We start from the raw sequence: 22,649 nt of genomic DNA, 5'->3' as shown, positions 1-22,649 counted from the left end.
CCCTTATGGACATCGAAACGCTTTACGCATTGCGCAGCAGTTCCGGGCTGCCCAGCCATCCCGCCATTTTCCTGGTTCTGCTGGTGCTCACCTGGACGCTGCACATGATCGCCGTCCACGTGATGCTGGGCAGCACGGCCCTGGCCCTGACCGGCGCGTTTTCATCGAGCCCCAACTGGCGCCGGCTGGCGGGCCCGATGCTCGACACCGCCAAGGTCGCGGTCTCGCTCGCGATCGTGATCGGCGTGGCGCCGCTGCTGTTCGTCCAGGTCATCTACGATCCGTTCTGGTACGTCTCCAACGTGCTGTCGGCGCGCTGGGCCATCGCTTTCATCGTGGTGCTGCTGGTGGCCTACTGGGCGATGTACCACCATTATTTCGTCGGTAAGGAAGGCGGATCGGCCACCAGCCGCTGGTCGCTGGCCGTGTCGCTCGCGCTGCTGCTCGTGGCGGGCTTCATCATGCATGCCCTCACCTCCCAGGCGCTGCGGCCCGAACTCTGGATGGCCTGGTATGCACCGGAAGGCCACCTCGAAACCGCCGGCTCCGGCATCCACGAGTTCAACCTCGGGCGGTACCTTTTCTTCATCGTATTGGCGGCCCCGGTCACCGGGGCCTGGCTGCTGGGCTGCCGGCGCTACCTGGACTGCCGGGAACCGCGCGACGCGCCATACCTGGACTGGATCGCCGGCCTGGGCAACAAGCTCATGACGGCAGGCGGCTTCGCCGCCCTCATCTGCTATGCAACATGGATGGCGACGCTGCCGGACAGCGCAGCCGGCTTTCCGGTATCGCTATGGTCCATCGCCGCCAACGCAAGCATCCTGCTGTTGATCGTGACCCCCGCCTGGTTCAGGTCGGCCTCCGGTGGCTACGGTCCCTTCGCGGCCGCCGCAGGCGCCGTCCTGCTGATTGCGATCGCCCGCGAAGCGCTGCGCCACCGCATCCTGTTCGGCACGCACGGCTACGAACTGTCCACTTACCCAGTCAACCTCGACTGGTACAGCAACGCGCTGTTCTGTCTGACTTTTGCCGGAGTGGGGGGCTTCGCCATCGCCTATTCCCTGGCGATATCCTGGGAGGCCGGCAAGGCTCCCGGCGTCTACACGGCCTCCCCACGGGTAGACCGCCTCGGCGGATTCGCGCTCGCGGCGCTCCTCGTCTGGATCGCCCAGTATTTCTTCTTCGGCTTTCTCGTCATGACCCGATAAGGAACCCGTATGCGTCGAACTTATTCCTACCTGCTCTTGGGGTTCGGCCTGGCCGCCGGAGCGATGGACGCCCTGGCGGGCGCATTGCCTCTCCCCGAATGGCAGCACGAACTCGCAGTCAAACCCCAGGGCGATGCCGCACGGGGAGGCACGCTCTACGCCGAGCACGGCTGCGCCGGCTGCCACGGCGCGGACGGCGTGGCGGACAACCGGCAATGGCCCATGCTGGCCGGACAGCGCCCGCTGTACACCTACAAGATGTTGACCGACTATCAGGCCGGCAGACTGGCGGGAGCGGACGCTGCCATCATGGCCTCCGTGGTCCGGGAACTGAGCCGTCAGGACATGGCGGACCTGGCCGAATGGCTGGGCGCGCTTCCTCGGCCGGGAACGGCCACAGGTCCCGAACCCGCGATTCTCCGCGGCGACCGGAAACGGCTCATCCCGCCGTGCTCGGCCTGCCACGGTGCCCACGGCCAAGGCTGGGATCTCCAGCCCGCGCTGCAGGGCCAGAACCGGGACTACCTCGCCAAGACCTTGCAGCGCTTCCGGAACGGCGAACGGTCCAACGACGTCAACGCAGGCATGAGCCAATTCGCCGCCAAACTCACGGAAGAGGAAATCCGGGCGCTGGCCGAGTATTACGGGCGCTGAGACCGGACCGGCCGAGCCGCGGCGGAGACGGCTCGGCAGGAGTCGGGAGAGGACCGGCCGGCTTGCCCGACCGATCCTATCTCCAGCGAAGGCGATGTCCGCCCTCGGAAAGGGCCGCTGTCGTGGTTTACATGCACATCCACATGTCGACGCTCCATTGGAGCGGGGCTTTGCACACTTGCACGACCACGAGTTGGCTGGCGTGTCCGCCCTGGCTATCCACAACCCGCACTTGGAAGGCAGTGCCCACCAAGGGTGTCGCGTCGCTGGTCTGCCAGGTGATCAAACCGGCCGCACTGATGCTCATGCCGTCCGGTTGGCCTATCAGACTATAGGTCAACGGCAGGCTGGTAGCATCGGTGGCGACCTGATATTGGTACCGGTCCCCGGTACTTACGCTCACGGAGGGCGGCTGCGAGGTGATCGCGATGCCCACCGAATTTTCCACGCAGGTGGCCTGGCCATTCTTGCCGCGGGTCCAGGTGTGGTCGGCCGGGCAGTTCACCACGAGCTGGAACGGCTGATGGATGAGGCCCCCTTTGCCGTCACTGGCTTCGACCGACACCGACACCGGCACCGGCGGGGACGTCCGGCGAAGCGCTTCCGAACCCGGCGTCCAGGTGATGACTCCGGTCGCGGATTGTATGCTCATGCCCTTGGGGGCGTAATTCAGCCGGTATTCGATCGCATCGTGGTCAGGATCGGCGACTGCGAAGTTGTAGACGTACGGCTGCCCGAAGACTGCCTCGGTCACCGGCGTCGAAGTGATGGTCGGCGCCTGGTTGGTCTCGGGTTTCGCAGTGCCCGTGGGACCGCCGATGAAGCTGCGTTCCAGGCTGTGGCAACGGTCGCAGCCCACGAATTCGCCAGCCTTCCACTTGGCCTTTTTGCCATTCCTCAGGGTGAACGTGAGATCCACCGGGGTCTTTGACAAACGCGTGCCTGCGTGGTCGCTGCCGTGGCAGGCGGCGCATTGGTCTTCGCCGTTCAGGCCGGGCTTCTGGTAGACATTGTCATGCCAGCCGCCCCAACGGCTGCCGTTGGAAATTGGGGCAGTGTCCGCCTCGGCCTTACCCCACCAATTGCGATCGTTGACCGGATGGATTCCATGGGGACCGCCCAGGATGCCGGAATCGGCCGGCAAGCCGCTGAAGCGGCCGCCATCCAGGTTGTCCAGATTCTTGAAAGCATCCTCCGTATGGCAGACCTTGCATTCCATGATGTGGCCGGCGTATCCCTGAAGCTCCAGCGCGGTCATGTTGTCGTTGGCGTTGGGATCCCGATTGGGCCAGGTCGCGTGGGCTGCGCCGTGACATGCCGCGCAGGCGACGTCGCCGTGGGTGTCCTTGCCGACCCGGAACATGGGCGAGCCTGCGTTTTGCTCCATGATGGCGGCGCCTTGTCCATAGAAGTTCGATTTCAAATCGGCGCTGCGCGGTGTGATGGCGAATCTCGAACTGTAGGGCTGGCGCTGAGCCGCGGCCCAGTTTGCGTCATCGAAGGCCCGCTTCATGACGCCGGCGCTGAAGGCGCCTCCCGCCCCGTCCTTGCCGAGGTTGCCGTCTCCCATGTGGCAGGCACCGCAGTCCGGCTGGTCGAACCAGGTGACGCGCTTGGTCGGGTCGGCGGAATCCTGACCGGCCTTCGGCCAAGCCGTTCCCACCGCCAGCATATCCCCATGGCAATCGAAACAGGTGGTCCCCGCCGTGGCGTGGCGGTCCCGGTACAGCGGTTCGCGGTGCCCCGCATGGCAGCGCAGGCAGTTCTGCTCCATGGGCAGGGCGTTGCCGTTGGCATCTTTGCTGGGAAACAGCGTATTGGGATTAGGCCCCTGGCGGTAGTCCCAACGCACGAACCGGCCGGTGGCGTCGCGTAGAATGCCGGTCTTGTCGGGGTTCCATTGCAGTTCCCCATGGAAACGGTGCATGACAATGGATTCCGGAGCCCAGTAGTCGGACGAATTGTAATCGTCCATGTCCTCGGGACCGGGCTGCCACCATCTGCCACCGATGCTCGCCTCGTTAGGCGAGCCATGGCAGCCTTGACACGGATGGGCGCCCTCCTCGTCGCCGCAACCCATTTCATTCCCGCAACCGGTTTGCATCCAGGACAAGATGCCCTGGTAGTCATAGAATTCATGCAGGCTGCCGATGTTCAGCGCCGCGGCGTACTCCCGGTCGAACACGCTGTTGCTGGCCGCCGCGAAGAATTCCGGCCGATCCAGCTCCGGAACCGGCTCCGCCCCCCACTCGACTTCGGCCTTTCCCACCGCACTGGAATGGAAAGCGGCGTGGGTATACGGCGCATTGGGATCGGCCGCGATTCCCCCCTTCTCATGGCAACCGCGGCACTGCAGGTCGCGGCTGTTGCTCAGAACGGCATCGGTACTGGCCGCTTGGGAACCGCTCTTCTGTCTGGCGGTCAGGCGGAACAGCGGGAACGGGTTGACCCGCCCGCTGTCGTCGATGTCGGTAACCGGCAGGGCACGGGCCGTGAACCCCCGCCGGTCGTCATCGTACAGGCCGACGGCTTTCGGGTCGTTGACCCTGTAGGGGTTGGCCGCGCCCGGCATGCGGCTGCCGGGCTTGGATTCCAGCATGAAGCCCTCGTCCGGTGCCGGGATCAGCTCACCCTGGTTGGTCCCCGTGTCGAGGTGGGGCAGCGCTGCCCACATCATGTCCGTGCTGCGCTTACGCTCCCAAATGTCGGTTTTCTGAATCGCGGCTTCCAGCAAAGGAGTCGGCTTGCTCAAGTCGCCGCTCAACGGCCAATTCTGGCTGGTGGTATTGATGGAATCCCCGCCGATCGGGTCGAACGGGTTGGAGCCGGCGGCATAGGTCAGCTCGACTTGATCCGGTCCCATCGCAACCGGAAGTTGGGCTTTTTGATAGACCTGGACGTTGAGCGTACTCACGTTGCGCCCATAAGGGATCAGGGTACGCGGGCGCAGAGGCATATCGACGAAGCTGAGCTGCGTCCAGTCTTCGAACGGCAGTACCACCACCTCGCCCGGCTTGCCTTCCAACGCACTGCGGAGCTTCGGCGCCGACTGTTGTGCCTGGCTGACGAGCGATGCCACGCCGGCGGGTGTTTCCGGCGGGGTACCGACCGTGACGTCGACCGCATCCTCGCAACGACGCTGCAGTGCGTCCGTGGCGCTGAAGCGCACCCGGTAAACACCGTTGTCACGGATGAACTGGACGGTGGCTGTCTCGCCATCCGGCCGCTTGTAGGTTTTCACCGGACTCGAGCCAGTGACGTCCTCCCCCATCGAGCCCCCGGCGAAATCCCATTCGAACTTCAACGGCCCGGCGTCCGGGGCATTGAGGCGGGCCTGAGCCGTGAAGGTGACGTCGGTATAGGCGCTCACCTGGGTCGCTTGAGCCGGCGAGAGGATCTGGCAGGCCGGGACGTTCTTGCAGTTGGCGGGGCTGCCATTGACGGCCTTGGTGGCTTCGCTCTCGCCCGCCTGGACCCGGACCGCGCAGGGCACGGCAGCGAGGTTGTCGCGGCCGAGTTTCAGAACGAAGGCTGGGTCTTGACTCCTACCCAACAGGCGTCCGTTGATGTCGTAGATCTCGACCGGTCCGGTGGCGTTCTTGGCGCTGCCTTTGACGACCAGCATGCCGGTCTTTGCCGACCAGGACGCCTTGGTGATCTTGAGCTTGGCGGCAGCGGCGGCTTCTTCCGGCAGCAGCACCGCCGGGATCAGCAAGCACATCAGGAAACCGAGGCAGAGATGCAAGCTGCGTGCGGCATCTGACACGGACAATAGCGGAGCGGAAACGGGGTGGTGGGTGGCCATGGTTCCTTCGTTCTTCTTGATTGTTATTGAGCGGCCGCTTGGGAAGCACGGCGACCAACAAAGTCAAGTCTTGACAAAGCACAAATCGCTCCAATATGTGCGCACCTTTTTGCGACAACGACTTAACGCACATAGGCGCCGGCTCGCCCGGAGGCTCTTGTGTAATTTAACGAGACCACATGTGATTTCACGCAGCTATCGGGTGGAAAATGGGATGTCGAGGGATCGCGAGAAAGGTATTCGTGCGTCCTAGTTTGCTGATTCTGGAGCTGCTGTTTGCGTGGGACACGATGATGCTGAACCGCTCCATTCACAACTGGCACGCCATTTAAGATAAAAACTCGGAGCCAAAAAAAGGGGCGCCGAAGCGCCCCATGAGAGGGTTGCCTGTCTCCGTTTACATGCACATGCCGTGGTCGCTGTGCCAAGTTTTCGGCAGTCTGCAGACCCGTCCGACGACGGTCTGGGTCGCACTACCGCCCTGGCCGTCGTCAGCCCTCACCGTAAACGAGTACGAACGAGCCGCCGTCGGTGTTCTATAGGTACCGGCTTGCCAGGTCAGCAAGCCCGTATTCGGGTCGATGCTCATACCCGCGGGCCCCTTGAACGGACTGACCAGGCTGTAAGTCAGCGGCAAGCCCTTATTGCTGGTGGCGCTGACTTGATAGTTATAAACCGCGCCTTCCGTCACCCCCATCGGCGGCTGGGAAGTAATGGTGACCCCCGTGTCGGCCACGCAGGATCCTCTGGTCGTCGGGCCATGATCATGCTCGCCCGATCCGCCTCCTGCAGTTCCAAACTCCCAGTGCTGGCCATCTGGGCACCGTAGTGTCATGGTCACGGTTTGAGTGGCGTAGCCGCCTTTGCCGTCCTTGACCGTCACCGTGTAGGGGAAGGTAAAAGGAGGCTGGCGATGGCCGCCGAACGTCTCCACCGGCCAGTCGGTGGTCACGAGCCCCTGTTCACTGATGGTCATGGAACCTGGCTTGAGTCCCAGGCTGTAGCTCAGCGGGTCGCCATCGGGGTCGTTCGCGGCGACTTGATAGCTGTACGGCTGGCCCATGACGGCAGTGGTCAGGCCCGGGTCCGAGGTGATGACCGGATCATGGTTTGCCGAACCGGGAACCGTAGCCGAAGCCACCCCGCACTGGCTGCCGGCCGGCGCGCCGATGCAGGAGGTCTCGATGTTGTGGCAGGTATCGCAACCGATCTCGGTTCCGGCGGGCACTTTGATGACTTTAGCCTTGAAACCGGCCTTCTTCAGCTTCTTGGCGTTGAAGCCCCGGAAGTCGAACACCCGGTCCACCGGCGTCTTGGACAGACGCGTCCCTTTGTGGTCGTTGCCGTGGCAGGCGGCGCACTGGTCTTCGCCGTTCGCACCGGACAGCTTGGCGTAGTTGTTGTGCAAGCCACCGTAGGTGGTGCCGTCGGCGTTGGCGGTGTCGCCCGGCGCTTCCTTCCACCAGTAGGGATCGTCAACCGGGTGAGTGTTGTGCGGACCGCCCAGGATGCCCGGCTTGGCGTCGCCGCTGTACTGGCCGCCGTCGAGGTCTTCCAGCTTGGCGAACGAATCCGCCGTATGGCAGACGTTGCATTCCAGGACGGTACCGGTATGGCCCTGCAACTGCATCGCGGTCACGTTGTCGTTGGCCTTGGGATCGCGGTTGGGCCAGACTTCGTGGGCGGCGCCATGGCAGGCGGCGCAGGCGACGTCGCCATGGGTGTCCTTACTGTTGCGGTAAAGCGGCGCGGACAGGCTGAGGACGCTGCTGCGCTTACCGTGAGTATTGGCGGTATCGAGCCAGTTCGTATAGTAAACGTCGGTCGCCTTCCCCTGCTGAACCGCAAACCGCTGGGATGAGGGCACACGGGAGATCGCAGCACGGTCCCCATTGTCGAAGGCCCGCTTCATCACACCCGCACTGAAGAATCCGTTCGCCCCGTCTTTCCCGCGATTGGCATCGCCGGTGTGGCAGGAGCCGCAGTCCGGCTGCTCATACCACTCCATCCGGGTGGTGAAGCCTTCCGGTCCGGCTTTAGGCTTATCGTAGGCCTGGCCCACCGCCAACATGTCGCCATGGCAGTCGTAGCAGGTCACGCCGGCCGTATACATACGGTCACGGTAAAGTTGATCCCGATGTCCGGCATGGCAGTGCAGACAGCTCTGCTCCTGCGGCAGGGCGTTGCCTTGGGCGTCCACCGTCGGGAACAGGGTATTGGGATTGGAACCCTTGCTGGGATCCCAACGCAATGGCCTTCCATCGGCGCCGCGCAGGATCTTGTCAGGGTCCGAGGGATCGAGCTGCAGCAGTGCGTGGAAGTTGTGCATGGTCGGCGAATAGCGGGGCCAGAAATCCTCTTCGCCATAGCGTTGCCCGAAGCCGTTGTTCACGTCCTGGGCCGCCACCTCGGCCTGCAACAGACTTTGATGGCAATTGTTACAACTCGACGGTGCATCGCCTATGTAGGCGCCGCTGAATTGAGGCCCATTGAACAAACTGACCAGATACAAGTCGTCATACCAGTCATGCAGGGCGGAGGCGTTCTTGATGGCGGCGTATTCCTGGTCGTACAGGTCCTGGCTGGGCTGGCCGTTACGGTCGACCGCTTCGTAGAAGACAGGCGGCGCGAAGGTTTCGCACGAGGAAGTCCCGCAATAGGAATACTCCCATGAAGAGTGAAACGCCTGCTGATATCGCGACCAATCCAACTGATCGTTGGCCGCGATCTTGCCTTTGGCATGGCATTCCCGGCAGTGGAAGTCCTTGCCGACGGCAACCACAGCATCTGCGGCAGCCAAAGGCTGGCCGCTGCTTTTGTCTACGGCTTCTGCCCGCATCAAGGGAAACGGATTCACCCGCCCGGCGTCATCGATATCGGCAACGGGGATGTTGCGGGCGGTATGGAAGCGTTGGCTTTCAAGATAAGTCGAGAAATCCTGCGGGGCATTGGCGGCGTACGGCTGATCCCGTCCAGGCATGTACCGCCCGTGATCGTCCGCGAAGGGCGTTGGCGCCGTGCCTCCCCAAAAGTAGTTGGCTGCCGCCCCATAAAATGGCTTGCCGACAACGGCACCCTCGTCCGGCCCGATGACCGATTCGGGTCCCGTGAGTCGCGCAAACCAATTCTTACTCGTGTACACCGGGTGCAAGACATCCGATGGGGGGCGCACAAGGATTTCCCATTGATCCGTCTTCGCTATGGACGCTCCCACCAAGGGAGCGGACTTGCCGATATCGGAATTGAGCGGCCAGTTCTGGCTGGTGGCGTTGACCGAACCGGCACCGACGGGGTCATCAGAGTTAACGGACGCCGAATAGCGCAGTTGCACCTCCTGACCCGTCAATTGCGGCGGCAAGCGGTCCTTGCGGTACACCACCGCATTGAGGCTGGTAAACGGACCTAAAGGCGCAGCCGAATGCAGATCGGGAGTGAAGCGAGCATCGGTGGCATTCTGAAAAGTAACGTACGGAAACGGCAATACCACCACCTCGCCCTTGTTGCCGGCCAACTGGCTGCCGGGCTTGGGCGCGCTGTCCTGAGCCTGCTTCACCATCGCCGAAACGTCGGGCAGGTTGGTCGGCGGGTTGCCGACGTGCACCATCACGCTGTCTTCGCAGTAGCGGTTCTTCTTGTCCCAGGCGGTGAAGCGCACTTTGTAGCTGGCGTTGTCGCGCACGAACTGGACGGTCGTATTTTGGCCGTCGGGGCGCTTGTAGGCGGTGGGATGGGTGTTGGGCATCGGCTCGCCCATGCTGCCGCCGGCGAAGTCCCATTCGAGCTTGAGGGGCTGGGCTTCGGGGTCGTTGAGGCTGGCGCTGCCGGCGAAGCTGACGTCGGTGTTGGCGCTGACGTGGATTTCCTGGGTCGGCGTGAGTATCTGGCAGGCCGGGGCTTTCTTGCAGTCGGCGGGGCTGCCTTTGACGGCCTTGACGGCTTCGGTGTCGCCGGCCTGGACCCGGACGCCGCAGGGCACGGCGGCGAGGCTGCCGCGATCGAGCTTCAGCACGAAGGCGGGACCTTGGCTCGAGCCCAGTAGGCGGCCTGAGAGGTCGTAGATTTCGATGGAACCGCTGGCGTTCTTGGCGCTGCCTTTCACTACCAGCATGCCGGTCGTGTCCGACCAGGTGGCCTTGGCGATCTTGAGCTTGGCGGCGGCGAGAGCCGCTTCCGGGAGGAAAGCCGCGAGAAGTATCAACGACAGGCTGACAGACAGCAGACGCGCCGCCGCGGTACGGGTGGTGGCCATGGTTCCTCCGATTCTTATCGTTGTCGCGCGCCGCCGGGATGGCAGACAGCCCAACTCAAAGAATGGCAGCAATCATGCCAACAAATCCGGCCTCATACCGGCATCGATATTACAATCGAGGAAACCGGAAACTTGCGTATTTTTACGGAATTGCGCGTGATATCGCGCAGAAAACTTGGAACGGGATACTGGATCGCCCCGCAGAGGGAATTCGATGGAAATGGCAATACCTTGGCGCAACGCATCCGCGACATCCATGCGTTATCGAAATCCCTTTTGCGGGCGTGGGTTTGAGGCAGCGAGTGATCGTGGGCTGAAGCCCACTCCCACGGGAACTTCGTCCGTCCTGCCAGCCGGATACGAAGTTCCCAACTGGCACTCAAAGCTGCTTGAAACTCAGGAGCACGTCGACCCTGGCGATTTCTCCGGCCAGCAGACCGCCGGCGTCGACGACCGGCAGCCTGTCCGCGCCGGTTCGCTCGAACGAGGCCAGGGCTTCAGCCAGGGGCGAATCCGGCGAAAGCTGGGGCAGCGTCTCATCGAGGCATTCACCCGCGAACTTCGGGTACGCCGCCCCAGGGTAGGTTGCGCCCCGCTCGACTTCCCTCGGGGCAAGGCTTGCCGCCGCCTGCAAGGCGATCGCGCCCCTATAAACGCCGCCTGCATCCACGACCCACAGATGCTGCATCGAATGGCGGCTGAACAGCCGGCAGACCGCTGCCATGGGCGCATCGGCGGTCACGCTGCGGCCCGCCGGCAATTGCAGGGCGGCGACCCGCAACGACCACGGGTAGGCGGGGCTCTCCTGCCCCAGCGCATCCGCGTACACCGTCTTCGGCCGGACCGCGGCGGAGAGGTAGCGGGCGGAAATCGACGCGACGATCAGGGGAAACAGCAGATCGGCGTCCTGCGTCATCTCGAACACCATCAGGATCGCCATGACCGGGGCATGGGTGGTGCCGGCGAGGAAGGCGCCCATGCCCAGAACGGCATAGGTCACGGCTGCCGCGCCCGCCTCCGGCAGCCAGGCGTGCATCGCGTCGCCGAACAGCCAGCCGATGCCCGCGCCAATGAAAAGGGTCGGGGTGAAGACGCCGCCGACCGCGCCGGAACCGACCGCCGCCGCGGTAGCCAGAATCTTCAAGAGCAGCAGGCTCATCACGGCATGGCGTTCCGGCGTGTCGTTCAGCAAGGCGTCGACCACCGCGTGGCCGTTGCCCCAGACGCCGGGCTCGGCAACGGACACCAGCCCCACGAGCAGGCCCCCCAGGCCCAGGCTCAGAGGCAAAGGCAGCCTGGACCGCCGGAACAGCCGCCGGGAACGCTCCAGCAGAACCAGGAACAGGGGCGCGAGCAGACCGGCGAGAAGTCCCAGGCCGAGCACCGGCAGAATCCCCTGGCTGGGCAACGGCCCGAAATCCGGCGCTTCGAAGATGGGACGCAGGCCGATCCACTGGCGGATGGTGAGCGTCGCCAGCACCGAGGCGACCACCAGCGGCCCCAGAATCTCGATGGACAGCGATTGAAGCACGATCTCGGCGATGAACAACGCACCGGCCAGCGGCGTGTTGTAGGCCGAAGCGATGCCTGCCGCGCCGCCGCAGGCGACCAGGAGGCGCAGGCGCGGCCGGCTCAGCCGGAACGCCCCGCCGATGGACGAGGCCAGCAGCGCCGAAAACTGCACCATGCCGCCCTCCCGACCGATCGAGGAGCCGGAGCCGATCGAGCACAGCGAGGAACCCAGCCGCGCCAGGGTCGGACCGAGCGGGATGTGCCCGTCGCCGACGTTGATCGCCTCCAGATAGTCCACCGCGCGTCCGCGCCGGAACAGCCGGGCGCCCAGGGCGAGCACCGTGCCGGCGACGAGGCCTCCAATCGCCGGAATCCATACGCGTTTGTCGACTGGGAGGCTCGTCGCGACGCTGACCAGATCGGCCGTACGTCCGGTCAGGAGCCATTCCAGCCCGATCGCCGCCTCCCGGAACAGCGCTGACGATGCGCCGCCGACTACTCCGACCAGGGTAGCCCAGAGCAGCATTCCATCCAGCGAGGAGCGGCCCAGGGCTTGGCGCAGATGGAGGCGAATGAGAAGGACGGCGCGAATGAGCAAACGAACTCCGGCTAGCTGAACCGGGACAGGATACATGCTTGTCCGTCCCTGCCGATCTTAGCTAAGATTGACCAGAAACCTTTCGAAGGAAGTCCTATGAGCACCGTCAACATGCTGGAAGCCAAAACCCATCTGTCGAAGTTGGTGGAACAGGTGGAATCCGGCCAGGAACAGGAAATCGTCATCGCCCGCAACGGCAAGCCCGCTGCCAGGCTGGTGCGCATCGGCAAGGCGCCTGCGACGGACAAGCGCATCGGCGTCGCCAAAGGCGCCTTCGTCGTGCCGGACGACATCGATGCGGATAACGCCATGATCGCGAAACTCTTCGGCATGGTCGCAAATTGAGGCTGCTGCTCGACACGCACATCGCCCTGTGGGCGATCACGGACAGTCCAAGACTACCTGCCCGGGCACGCGAACTGATCCTTGCACCGGCATCGGAGATTTTCGTAAGCGCCGCGTCGGTTTGGGAAATTACCATCAAGCATTCGCTCAACCGCGGCAATATGCCGGTTTCCGGCACCGAAGCCGCCCGCTATTTCAAGGAGGCCGGCTACGTCCTGCTCCCGATTACCGCCGATCATGCCGCCGCTACCGGGACGCTGCCCCATATCCACGCCGATCCCTTCGACCGCATTCTGATCGCTCAGGCGATCACGGAACCGCTCAGGCTGATGACCTGCGATGCGACCGTGGCAAAATACGGCGACCTGATGCTACCGGTCTGAGGCGCTAAGCTCCCAGCAGTTCCACCGCCAGCCTGGCCGCCTGCCCCCGTATTTCCGGCACTGCCGTGGTTTCCCACAACCGCCCCTTCTGCGGCGGTCCGAGGGTGAACAGGAACCCGGACGCGGCGCCTTCCGCGTCGACCAAGGCACCGCTGTCGGCGACATCCAACCCCAGCGCCAGCGGGTCCGGCCGGATCAGCCGCTTTTCCAGCAGATCCTTGACCAGGGGACTGTCGAGCCTGCGGTAATCGCTCTCCGAACCGGAACAGTTCACCACCGCATCGACACGGAACTCATAGTTCCGATCACTTCCCCGCGGCCGGATGGCGACTTCGACCTGGCTGCCAAGATCGCGAAAGCCGCGGATGCGTCCCACATGGCGGACCAGTTGCCCGGAATCCAGCATCGCGGCCAGCCGCGCGGCGATGCCGGGCGCCAGCCGATGGCGGTGGCAATCCCACAACGTGCGCAGATGGCGCAGGAAGCGGCGCTGCTCCGAGAGTCCGAGACTCTTCCATAGCGTCTGGGTCGCCGGCCGCAGCGCGTCGATCGCGGGACGCCAGTCGGCGCCGGTGTCGCGGATGAAAGCCCGGATACTGTGCAGGCCTTTGCGGACGGCCCCGCCGGCACCGGAGGGCTCAACGCCGAACGCCGCCGGCGGACCCGGCTTATGGGGCTGAGGCCACAGACCGCGTCTCGAAACGACATGGATGGCGCCGCGGTAGCCGGCCTGGTTCAAGGTGATGGCCCAGTCGACCATGGTGAGGCCGCTGCCCACCAGGAGGCAGGACTCGGTGGGGAGGAGCCTTTCCAATACATCGGGCGCCCAAGGGTCGCCGTGGTAGCGGGCGCTGCGGTAAAACGCGGCTTCGGCGCCGGACGGGTCGCCGGGGCGGAAATTCCCCAGCGCCAGCACGACGCGGTCGGCCCGGAGCTGCGCGCCGGAGGCCAGCCGGAGGTCGACGGCCTCGCCCTCGACCTTCAAGGAAGCAACCTCGTCGATCCGGCGCTCAAGGCCTACGCCGGGCGCCGCACCGCGCTCTGCTTCGTCCAGCACCTCGGCGATGTAATCGCCGTAGGCCCGCCGCGGCAGATAGGCTGCGGCCGTCACTTCGCTGACGCAGGCGCAGTTGAGCAATTCAGCCGCCCGGGCCTGTGCCCAGCGCAGGAAATGCTCGCGGTCGTCGGGAATGGCGCTCATGTTCCCGGCGGGCACGTTGAGGAGGTGGCAGTCCTCGGTGGTGCTGTAGGCGACGCCGCGGGCGAAGCGGCTGCGCTCCCGCTCGATCAGATGGATCGTCAGCGGCGCCTTCGCCCTGGACAACAGGTGCGCCGCCACCAGGGTGCCGCTGAAGCCGGCGCCGACAATAGCGATGGTTTGGGGTGGGAAGGCAGGATTCATGGATCGCTCGCTCAGAGTGCGAAAACGACGCCGGCTGCGGAACAGCCGGCGTCGATCGAATGACATAAGGTTAAATATTAGCAGACTCTGATTATCTCATCACCGATCCAGGATATCCCCCTCAACGGCCCAACTCCACACTCCCCGCCTGGATGCGCCGCACGGCGGCGACCAGCGCGTCGACATCCTCGCGGGTGTTGTACAGCGCGAACGACGGCCGCACCGTGGTTTCCAGGCCGAACCGCCGCAGGATCGGCTGCGCGCAGTGATGGCCGGCGCGTACCGCGATGCCCTGGCGGTTGAGCGCCTTGCCCACATCCTCGGTGCGGAATCCGGGCAGCACGAAGGAGATCACCCCGGCCTTTTCCGCCGCCGTGCCGATGATGCGCAAGCCCGGCACGGTCGATAGCCCTTCCGTGGCATAGGCGAGTATCTCCTGCTCATGCCGCTCCAGGTTTTCCCGGCCCAAGCGTTCCACGTAATCCAGCGCCGCCCCCAAACCGACGGCGTCGGCGATGTTGCCGGTGCCGGCTTCGAAGCGATGGGGCGCCGCGTGGTAGATCGTGCGCTCGTGGGTCACGTCCTGGATCATGTTGCCGCCGCCCTGCCAAGGTGGCGTGGCGTTGAGCAGATCGAGCTTGCCGTAGAGCGCGCCGATGCCGGTCGGACTGAATATCTTGTGGCCCGAAAACACGTACCAGTCGACGTCCAGCGCCTGCACGTCCACCGGCATGTGGGCGATGCCCTGGGCGCCGTCCAGCAGCACGCGGGCGCCGTGGCGGTGGGCGATCTCGATCATCTCGCGGGCCGGCGTTACCGTACCCAGCGCGTTGGAGACCTGGGTGAAGGCCGCCAGCCTGGTGCGGGACGTGAACAGCTTTTCGTACTCGTCCAGCAGGATCTGGCCACGGTCGTCCACCGGCGCCACTTTCAGCCGCGCCCCGGTTTCGGCGCAAAGCTGCTGCCAGGGCACGATGTTGGCGTGGTGCTCCAGCCAGGTGATGACGATTTCGTCGCCCTTGCCGATGTAGCGCTGACCCCAGGACTTGGCCACCAGGTTGATGGCTTCGGTCGTGCCGCGGGTGAAGACGATCTCGTCCTTGCTCGAAGCGTGGAGAAAACGCGCCACCTTGTCCCGGGCCCCTTCGTAGGCGTCGGTGGCCCGCGCCGCCAGTTCGTGCGCGGCCCGGTGGATGTTGGAGTTCTCGTGCTGGTAGAAATACACCAGCCGGTCGATCACCGCCTGAGGCTTCTGGGTCGTTGCGCCGTTGTCCAGCCAGACCAGCGGATGGCCGTGCACCTTTTCCTGCAGGATCGGGAAGTCGCGCCGCACCGCGTAGACGTCGAATCCCGGATGCGCGGAAGTCTCGCCCGCCACCAGCGCCGGGACGCCTTCGTCCAGTTCGGCCTCGGGGAAGCCGCTTCCGCCACCCAGCGCCAAGGTTTCGCCGAGGAAATACCAGCCGGCCTCACTCCCCTCGCCGCCCGCCGTCACCGGCGATCCCGCCGGATAGGGCGGCTGCGCCGCGGGCGCGGGAACGCTGCCGGGAACCGCCGGCGCCAGGGGTTGGCTGAGCGGAATCCCGCTCAGGCCGTCCAGTTCCGACGAAACCGGCAGCGGCGTCAGGTCCCGGTTGGCGCCGAAGGCCGAGGCCGGCGGAACCGCCCCCGCAAACGGCAGCGCACCGACCTCGACGCCGGGCGTAACCGGCGCGGTCGAACCCAGCCTCAGCCCCGGCGGCGCGCTGCGTCCCGGAGCCGAGCGCGGATCGGCGGCCAGCCAGGCCGTAGGCACCGTGAAGCCCAAAGGCGGCTCGAATCCCGGCGGCGCCAGGTTCAGATTGGGCAGCACCTGCGGCGAACTGGGCCGGGCCGATTCCAGGAAGTAGAACGCCGATCCGGCGGACTCGGGTTCCGGCGGCTCCTGCAGCACGCGCGGCGAGACGCCGACGGCGCCGGCCAGCGCGGCGGGTATCGACCGCAGCACCGCCTCCGAGGGCGGAGTCGGCAGCGGGGTACCGGGCAGCGACTGCGGCAGCGCTGCGGGCGCAGCCGCCAGCAGCGGCTCCAAGGCGCCGGCCGGGGAGCCGGGCACCGCCGCGAACAGCGCGTTGGCAATCTGCCGCAGCAGCCCGGCGTCGTGCGGAGCGCCGGCCCCGGCCTCCCATTCGGGAGAAGCGGCGCCGGGTACCGAGTCCAGGCTATTTGTACTCGTGCTTATAGTCATGGTACTTGCCCACCTCGACCCCTTCGAGCACAGCGATCGCATCTTCCGTCAGCACCGCCAGCGAGCAGTACAGCGAAACGAGGTAAGAAGCGATGGCCTTGCGGCTGATTCCCATGAATTTGACCGAGAGCCCCAGGCCCTGCTCGCCCGGCAGCCCCGGCTGATACAGCCCGACCACGCCCTGGCGGGCTTCGCCGGTGCGCAGCAATAGGATGCTGGTTTTTCCGTCCTGAATCTTCAGCTTGTTGGTCGGGATGATCGGGATGCCGCGCCAGGTGAGGAACGGCGAGCCGAACAGGTTGGCGGTCGGCGGCGGTACGCCGCGGCGGGTGCACTCGCGCCCGAACGCGGCGATCGCCTGCGGGTGGGCCAGAAAGAAGGCGGGCTCCTTCCAAACCTTGGTGATCAGCTCATCCAGATCGTCCGGCGTCGGCGCGCCCGTCAGCGTGGAAATGCGCTGCTCGGGCACGACGTTGTTCAGCAGGCCGTACTCCTTGTTGTTGATGAGTTCGTCTTCCTGGCGCTCCTTGATGGTCTCGATGGCCAGGCGCAGCTGCTGCTGGATCTGGTCGTGCGGGCTGCTGTACAGGTCCGACACCCGAGTGTGTACGTCCACGGTGGTGGACACCGCGCTCAGGAAATACTCGCGCGGGTTTTCGTCGTAGTCGACGAAGGTCTCGGGCAGGTCGCGCTCGTCGCGCTGCGAGCAGGCGGTCAGCACCCGGGATTCGTCCTTGACCCGGTTGAGCCGGTAGATGCCGGCTTCGACCCCGACCCAAGGCAGCAGGTGTACCAGCCAGCGCGGCGTGATGGGCTGGAGCTGGGGAACGGTCTTGGTGGCGTTGGCGAGTTGGCGGGCCGCCGCATCGCCCAGTGCGAGTTGTCTCGATTCGATTTCTGCCATTGTTTACTCCTTGATTTCGGATTTCGTAAGGTGAGCTTCGCTTGTACGTTTGGGCGGATTGACCTCCTTCCTTTGCTTTCAGATGCCGGCGCCGGCATCGAAGGTTTCGTTGCGCACCTGCGCCTGGCTGATGTTGCTCTTGGGCGGCACGCTGCGGGTCAGCCAGACGTTGCCGCCGATGACCGACCCGCGGCCGATGGTGATGCGCCCCAGGATGGTGGCGCCGGCGTAGATCACCACCTCGTCCTCCACGATGGGGTGACGGGCGTTGCCCTTGATCAGGGCACCGTTTTCATCCACCGGGAAGCGCTTGGCCCCCAGGGTCACGGCCTGGTACAGCCGTACGCGCTCACCGATGATCGCGGTTTCGCCGATGACGACACCGGTGCCGTGGTCGATGAAGAAGCTGCCGCCGATCTGTGCGCCGGGATGGATGTCGATGCCCGTGGCCGAGTGGGCGACGTCGGAGACGATCCGGGCGATCAGCGGAACGCCCAGTCGGTACAGTTCATGCGCCAGCCGGTGATGGATGACGGCGGTCACACCGGGATAACAGGCCAGCACCTCGTCGACGCTGCGCGCCGCGGGATCGCCCTCGAATGCCGCACGCACGTCCGTGTCCAGCAGTTCCCTGATCCGCGGCAGCCGAGCGGCGAACTCCCGGACGATTGCCACGGCGCGCTCCTGCGCATCCTCACCCGACTCCTGGCCGGAAACGAAAAGCAGTTCGCAGCTCACCTGCTCGCGCAGCGACCGGAGGCTGGAATCCAGGGTGTGGCCGACATAGTGGTCGATCCCTTCCCGCGCGATCTCCACGGCCCCCAGCCGGTTGGGAAACAGCGCCGCGCTCAACCCGCCCACGATCTCCGACAAGACCTTGCGCGAAGGCAGCTTGGGCGGACGGTCGAGGCGCTGGCGCGCCTCCAGCGAGCGCTCCCGGAGATGGCGCAATTCGGCGACGATGGCGTCGATGCCCCAGTTGGGGCCGGCGGACAGGCGCGTCTCGAAGGACTTCATCCGTGCGCTCATGCGGCCAGCCCCGTCGCGTCGAACACGCCCTCGAACAGCACGCTGCTCAGGTAGCGTTCGCCGGAATCGGGCAGGACGACGACGACGGTCTTGCCTTCATTGCCCGGCCGCTTGGCGACCCGCACGGCGGCTGCCACCGCGGCGCCGCTGGAAATCCCCGACAGGATGCCTTCCTCGCGCGCCAGACGGCGGGCGTAATGAATGGCTTCCTCGTTGCTGACCGGCTCGATCTCGTCCACTAGCGACAGATCCAGCACCTCCGGCACGAAACCGGCGCCGATGCCCTGGATCTTGTGCGGCGCGGGCTTCAGCGGTTCGCCGGCGCGGCGCTGGGTCAGCACGGGGCTGGTGGCCGGCTCGACCGCGACCGAGACCACCGGTTTGCCGCGGGTCTGCTTGAGATAGCGAGAAACCCCGGTGATGGTGCCGCCGGTCCCAACGCCTGACACGAAGATGTCGACCGCGCCCCCGGTGTCGTCCCAGATCTCGGGGCCCGTGGTCTCCTCGTGAATTTTGGGATTGGCCGGATTTCTGAACTGCTGCAGCAGAACATAGCGGCCGGGATCGGAGGCGGCGATGGCCTCCGCCTGCGCCACCGCGCCGGACATGCCCTTGGCACCCTCCGTCAGCACCAGTTTGGCGCCATAGGCGATCAGCAGTTTGCGCCGCTCCAGGCTCATGGTTTCCGGCATCGTCAGGGTCAGCGGAATGTTGCGGGCGGCGGCGACGAAGGCCAGCGCGATCCCGGTGTTGCCGCTGGTGGGCTCGACCAGTTCCTTGCCCGGCCCCAGCAGACCGCGCTGTTCGGCGTCCTTCACCATCGCCGCCCCGATCCGGCATTTGACCGAATAGGCGGGATTGCGCCCCTCGATCTTCGCCAGCACCGTGGCCGGCGCGCCGTCGGTCACCCGGTTGAGGCGCACCAGGGGCGTATGTCCGATGGATTGCGAGTTGTCTTCGAACCAATGTGGCATGGAAACCTCCCTAAGTTCCGCCCGGTCCGGATTGCGGGCAACAAAAAAGCCAGCGGCCCCTCCGCGAGGGACACGCTGGCTTCCGGTGGTCCGGTCAGCTCCGGTATCTACGAAACAAGGTACAGAGGACGCTCAGGGCTTGTCAAGCCGGATCGCGGCTCGTCTGCCTCATTCGCATCGGGAATATAAATAGCATAGTTAATTCTTTAGCTATATAAAAAAGCTCGGATAAACTCCCGCTCAATCATGGCTTTCCCGAATCGAACGAACACATGAGGACCTACCGGCAACATAGCGTCCTGCCCGGCTTTCCGCTGGCGCTGGGCTTCACCCTGCTCTATCTCAGCCTGATCGTGCTGGTCCCGCTGTCTGCGACCTTCCTCAAGAGCGCCACCCTGGGCTGGGGCGGCTTCTTCGAAGCCGTCACCACCCCGCGCGTACTGGCGTCCTACAAGCTGACCTTCGGAGCCGCGCTCGCCGCCGCGGCGATCAATGCTGTCATGGGCCTGCTGGTAGCCTGGGTGCTGGTGCGCTACGAGTTCCCCGGACGCAAGCTGGCCGACGCCTTCGTCGACCTGCCCTTCGCCCTGCCCACCGCCGTCGCCGGCATCGCGCTTGCCACCCTTTATTCGAGCAAGGGCTGGATCGGGCAGTTCGCGGCCCAGGCGGGGTTCAAGATCGCCTTCACTCCGCTGGGCGTCACGATCGCCCTGACCTTTATCGGCCTGCCCTTCGTGGTGCGGACGGTACAGCCGATCCTGGAAGACCTGGAACAGGAACTGGAGGAAGCGGCGGCCAGTCTGGGTGCCACCCGCTGGCAAACCTTCCTCAAGGTGATCCTGCCGACCCTGTCACCGGCGCTGATGACGGGATTCGCCCTGGCCTTCGCCCGCGGCGTCGGCGAATACGGCTCGGTGATCTTCATCGCCGGCAACATTCCGCTGGTGTCGGAAATCACCCCGCTGCTCATCATCACCAAGCTGGAGCAGTACGACTACGCCGGCGCCACCGCCCTGGCGGTGTCCATGCTGCTGGTTTCGTTCACCCTGCTGCTGGCCATCAACCTGCTGCAATGGTGGACCCAGAACCGCCGCGGCTCCCGCATCTGAACGGCACAACGACCGAATCTATCGCCATGTCCGCACAAACGCTCACCTTCGCCTCGCACATCCATCATGTCCATCACGCCGCCCGCGGCGAAGCGCCTTGGGTGCGCTGGTCGCTGACCGCCGCCGCCCTGGTCTTTCTCGCATTATTCCTGCTGATGCCGCTGGCGCTGGTGTTCGTCCAGGCCTTCGCCAAGGGCTGGGAAACCTACGTGTCCGCGCTGGTCGACCCGATGGCCCTGGCCGCGATCAAGCTCACCCTGCTGGTCACCCTGATCGCGGTGCCGCTGAACACAGTGTTCGGCGTGGCGGCGGCCTGGGCCATCGCCAAGTTCGAATTTCCCGGCAAGAACCTGCTCACCACACTGATCGACCTGCCATTCTCGGTGTCGCCTGTCGTGTCCGGCCTGATCTACGTGCTGCTGTTCGGCATGCAGGGCTGGCTGGGTCCCTGGCTGCACGAGCACGACATCAAATTAATCTTCGCGGTACCGGGCATCGTGCTGGCCACGATCTTCGTCACCGTGCCTTTCGTCGCCCGTGAGCTGATTCCGCTGATGCAGGCCCAGGGCAACGACGAGGAGGAGGCCGCGCTGGTGCTGGGCGCCTCGGGCTGGCAGACCTTCCGCCACATCACCCTGCCCAACATCCGCTGGGGCCTCCTGTACGGTGTGATTCTATGCAACGCCCGGGCGATGGGCGAATTCGGGGCCGTGTCCGTGGTGTCGGGCCATATCCGGGGCGCCACCAACACGATCCCGCTGCACGTGGAAATCCTCTACAACGAATACAACAGCGCCGCCGCCTTCGCCGTCGCCTCGCTCCTTGCGATGCTGGCCCTGGTCACCCTGGCCTTGAAGAGCGGCCTGGAGTGGCGGCTGGCCCAGCAGGTCGACGCCGCAAAAGATCAATCTGAGAAAAGCGATTGAAAGTAGGAATGACCTCAAAGCCGCGCCAGCCGTCGTTTTCCCTCACCCCTTCCCCTCTCCCACAGGGAGAGGGGTCTCGCTCCCTTCTCCCTCTGGGACAAATCTGCCGGGAGCAGATTTGCATTGACCCGAAGGGGGCCGGGCAGGATAGCCCGGCATGAAAGGGCCGGGGATGAGGGCATGCGAACTTTCCGGATATCTCCAACCGCGAAATCTAGAATAATTCAAGCCTGAACCGACCATGAGCATCGAAATCCGCAACATCACCAAATCCTTCGGCAGCTTCCAGGCCCTCAAGGGCATCGACCTGACCATCGGTTCCGGCGAACTGGTGGCCCTGCTCGGCCCCTCCGGCTGCGGCAAGACCACGCTGCTGCGCATCATCGCCGGGCTGGAGGCCGCCGACAGCGGGCAGATACTGTTCCACGGGGAAGACACGACGCACCGCCACGTCCGCGAGCGCCAGGTCGGCTTCGTGTTCCAGCACTACGCCCTGTTCCGCCACATGAGCGTGTTCGAGAACATCGCCTTCGGCCTGCGGGTGCGCCCGCGCGGCCAGCGCCCGCCGGAAGCCGAAATCCGGCGGCGGGTGCATGAATTGCTGGAACTGGTCCAGCTCGACTGGCTGGCCGACCGCTATCCCGGCCAGCTCTCCGGCGGCCAGCGCCAGCGCATCGCACTGGCCCGCGCCCTCGCCGTGGAACCGAAAGTCCTGCTGCTCGACGAGCCGTTCGGCGCGCTGGACGCCAAGGTCCGCAAGGATCTGCGCCGCTGGCTGCGGCGGCTGCACGACGAGTTGCACATCACCTCGGTGTTCGTCACCCATGACCAGGAAGAAGCGCTGGAAGTCGCCGACCGGGTCGTCGTGCTGAACGCCGGCCAGATCGAACAGGTCGGTTCGGCGGACGAGGTCTACGACCATCCCGCCACGCCTTTCGTGTGCCAGTTCATCGGCGACGTCAACCTGTTCCACGGCCGGGTGCACGACGGCCGCGCCCTTATCGGCGAGACGGTGATCGACCTGCCGGGCACCGCTGAGTCCGACGCCGAACAGGCCTTGTTCTTCGCCCGTCCCCACGAAATCGAAATCGGCGGCGACGGCGCAGGCATCGGGGCCGTCGTCCGGGACATCCGGCGGCGCGGCAACGCGGTGCGGGTGGAACTGGAGCGCAAGGACGGCCAGGGCCCCGTGGAAGCGGAACTCAGCCGCGAAGCGTTCGGACGCCACGCCATCAAGCACGGCGACGAAGTGGTGATCCAGCCCAGCAAGATCAGGGTGTTTCAGCCCTGAAGCGCATTATTCGGCCCGGCCGATCCGGCC

General features: G+C 65.1%; 16 protein-coding genes. 8 read left to right on the top strand and 8 right to left on the bottom strand.

The features are described 5' to 3' along the window. Nucleotides 1–5 precede the first annotated feature (5 nt). Nucleotides 6–1,211: a hypothetical protein gene (locus OOT43_RS19050; protein ID WP_266022260.1), complete on the top strand. Its 1,206-nt coding sequence runs from the start codon at nt 6–8 to the stop codon at nt 1,209–1,211. 9 nt (nt 1,212–1,220) lie between these two features. Continuing rightward, on the top strand, nt 1,221–1,865 hold the full coding sequence (locus tag OOT43_RS19045) for a c-type cytochrome (protein ID WP_266022258.1): 645 nt from the start codon (nt 1,221–1,223) through the stop codon (nt 1,863–1,865). A gap of 127 nt (nt 1,866–1,992) precedes the next feature. Here the strand turns inward: OOT43_RS19045 and OOT43_RS19040 are convergent, their stop codons facing one another. Together OOT43_RS19040 and OOT43_RS19035 are read right to left on the bottom strand one after the other, a co-directional pair. Further along, a complete protein-coding gene (locus OOT43_RS19040; RefSeq protein WP_266022257.1) occupies nt 1,993–5,670 on the bottom strand; it encodes a putative Ig domain-containing protein in 3,678 nt (1,225 codons plus the stop codon). Between the two features lie 397 nt (nt 5,671–6,067). After that, nucleotides 6,068–9,919, bottom strand: a complete 3,852-nt coding sequence (locus tag OOT43_RS19035; protein ID WP_266022256.1) for an Ig domain-containing protein — start codon at nt 9,917–9,919, stop codon at nt 6,068–6,070. A gap of 132 nt (nt 9,920–10,051) precedes the next feature. On the opposite strand from OOT43_RS19035, the gene OOT43_RS19030 reads away from it, so the two are divergent. After that, on the top strand, nt 10,052–10,213 hold the full coding sequence (locus OOT43_RS19030; protein ID WP_266022255.1) for a hypothetical protein: 162 nt from the start codon (nt 10,052–10,054) through the stop codon (nt 10,211–10,213). 85 nt (nt 10,214–10,298) lie between these two features. Here OOT43_RS19030 and OOT43_RS19025 read toward each other — a convergent pair whose 3' ends face one another. Next, the gene (locus tag OOT43_RS19025) at nt 10,299–12,029 is read right to left on the bottom strand and encodes a ClcB-like voltage-gated chloride channel protein (protein WP_266022254.1); all 1,731 of its coding nucleotides are present in this window, start codon (nt 12,027–12,029) and stop codon (nt 10,299–10,301) included. A 96-nt stretch (nt 12,030–12,125) separates the two neighbouring features. On the opposite strand from OOT43_RS19025, the gene OOT43_RS19020 reads away from it, so the two are divergent. Both OOT43_RS19020 and OOT43_RS19015 read left to right on the top strand, forming a co-directional pair. Continuing rightward, entirely contained in the window at nt 12,126–12,374 is a 249-nt protein-coding gene (locus tag OOT43_RS19020) for a type II toxin-antitoxin system Phd/YefM family antitoxin (RefSeq protein WP_266022253.1), read from the top strand. Next, on the top strand, nt 12,371–12,757 hold the full coding sequence (locus OOT43_RS19015) for a type II toxin-antitoxin system VapC family toxin (RefSeq protein ID WP_266022252.1): 387 nt from the start codon (nt 12,371–12,373) through the stop codon (nt 12,755–12,757). Before OOT43_RS19020 ends, OOT43_RS19015 begins: the two co-directional genes overlap by 4 nt. Before the next feature lie 4 nt (nt 12,758–12,761). On the opposite strand, the gene OOT43_RS19010 is transcribed toward OOT43_RS19015, so the two are convergent. From OOT43_RS19010 to cysK, 5 genes are all read right to left on the bottom strand, one after another. Continuing rightward, on the bottom strand, nt 12,762–14,159 hold the full coding sequence (locus tag OOT43_RS19010; RefSeq protein WP_266022251.1) for an FAD/NAD(P)-binding protein: 1,398 nt from the start codon (nt 14,157–14,159) through the stop codon (nt 12,762–12,764). Nucleotides 14,160–14,280: 121 nt separating this feature from the next. Continuing rightward, complete coding sequence (locus OOT43_RS19005; protein ID WP_317134021.1) at nt 14,281–16,386, bottom strand: family 2A encapsulin nanocompartment cargo protein cysteine desulfurase; 2,106 nt, start codon at nt 16,384–16,386, stop codon at nt 14,281–14,283. After that, complete coding sequence (locus OOT43_RS19000; RefSeq protein ID WP_266022250.1) at nt 16,361–17,290, bottom strand: family 2A encapsulin nanocompartment shell protein; 930 nt, start codon at nt 17,288–17,290, stop codon at nt 16,361–16,363. Before OOT43_RS19000 ends, OOT43_RS19005 begins: the two co-directional genes overlap by 26 nt. A gap of 78 nt (nt 17,291–17,368) precedes the next feature. Continuing rightward, nucleotides 17,369–18,307 (bottom strand): serine O-acetyltransferase EpsC, encoded by a 939-nt coding sequence (gene epsC, locus OOT43_RS18995; RefSeq protein WP_266022249.1) that lies wholly within the window; start codon nt 18,305–18,307, stop codon nt 17,369–17,371. An 8-nt stretch (nt 18,308–18,315) separates the two neighbouring features. Then, a complete protein-coding gene (gene cysK / locus OOT43_RS18990) occupies nt 18,316–19,293 on the bottom strand; it encodes a cysteine synthase A (RefSeq protein WP_266022248.1) in 978 nt (325 codons plus the stop codon). A gap of 272 nt (nt 19,294–19,565) precedes the next feature. Here cysK and cysT point away from each other — a divergent pair, with 272 nt between their 5' ends. The 3 genes from cysT (at nt 19,566) to OOT43_RS18975 (ending at nt 22,619) form a co-directional block, all read left to right on the top strand. Continuing rightward, nucleotides 19,566–20,402 (top strand): sulfate ABC transporter permease subunit CysT, encoded by an 837-nt coding sequence (gene cysT, locus OOT43_RS18985; RefSeq protein WP_266022247.1) that lies wholly within the window; start codon nt 19,566–19,568, stop codon nt 20,400–20,402. 26 nt (nt 20,403–20,428) lie between these two features. Then, nucleotides 20,429–21,328 (top strand): sulfate ABC transporter permease subunit CysW, encoded by a 900-nt coding sequence (gene cysW, locus OOT43_RS18980; RefSeq protein WP_266022246.1) that lies wholly within the window; start codon nt 20,429–20,431, stop codon nt 21,326–21,328. Between the two features lie 241 nt (nt 21,329–21,569). Then, nucleotides 21,570–22,619: a sulfate/molybdate ABC transporter ATP-binding protein gene (locus OOT43_RS18975; RefSeq protein ID WP_266022245.1), complete on the top strand. Its 1,050-nt coding sequence runs from the start codon at nt 21,570–21,572 to the stop codon at nt 22,617–22,619. Nucleotides 22,620–22,649 lie beyond the last annotated feature (30 nt).

Origin of the sequence: Methylococcus mesophilus, from assembly GCF_026247885.1 — a bacterium.
GTDB classification, from domain to species: domain Bacteria; phylum Pseudomonadota; class Gammaproteobacteria; order Methylococcales; family Methylococcaceae; genus Methylococcus; species Methylococcus mesophilus.
Note: the sequence above shows the minus strand (reverse complement) of the source record. Positions and strands in the feature narration are given on the sequence as shown.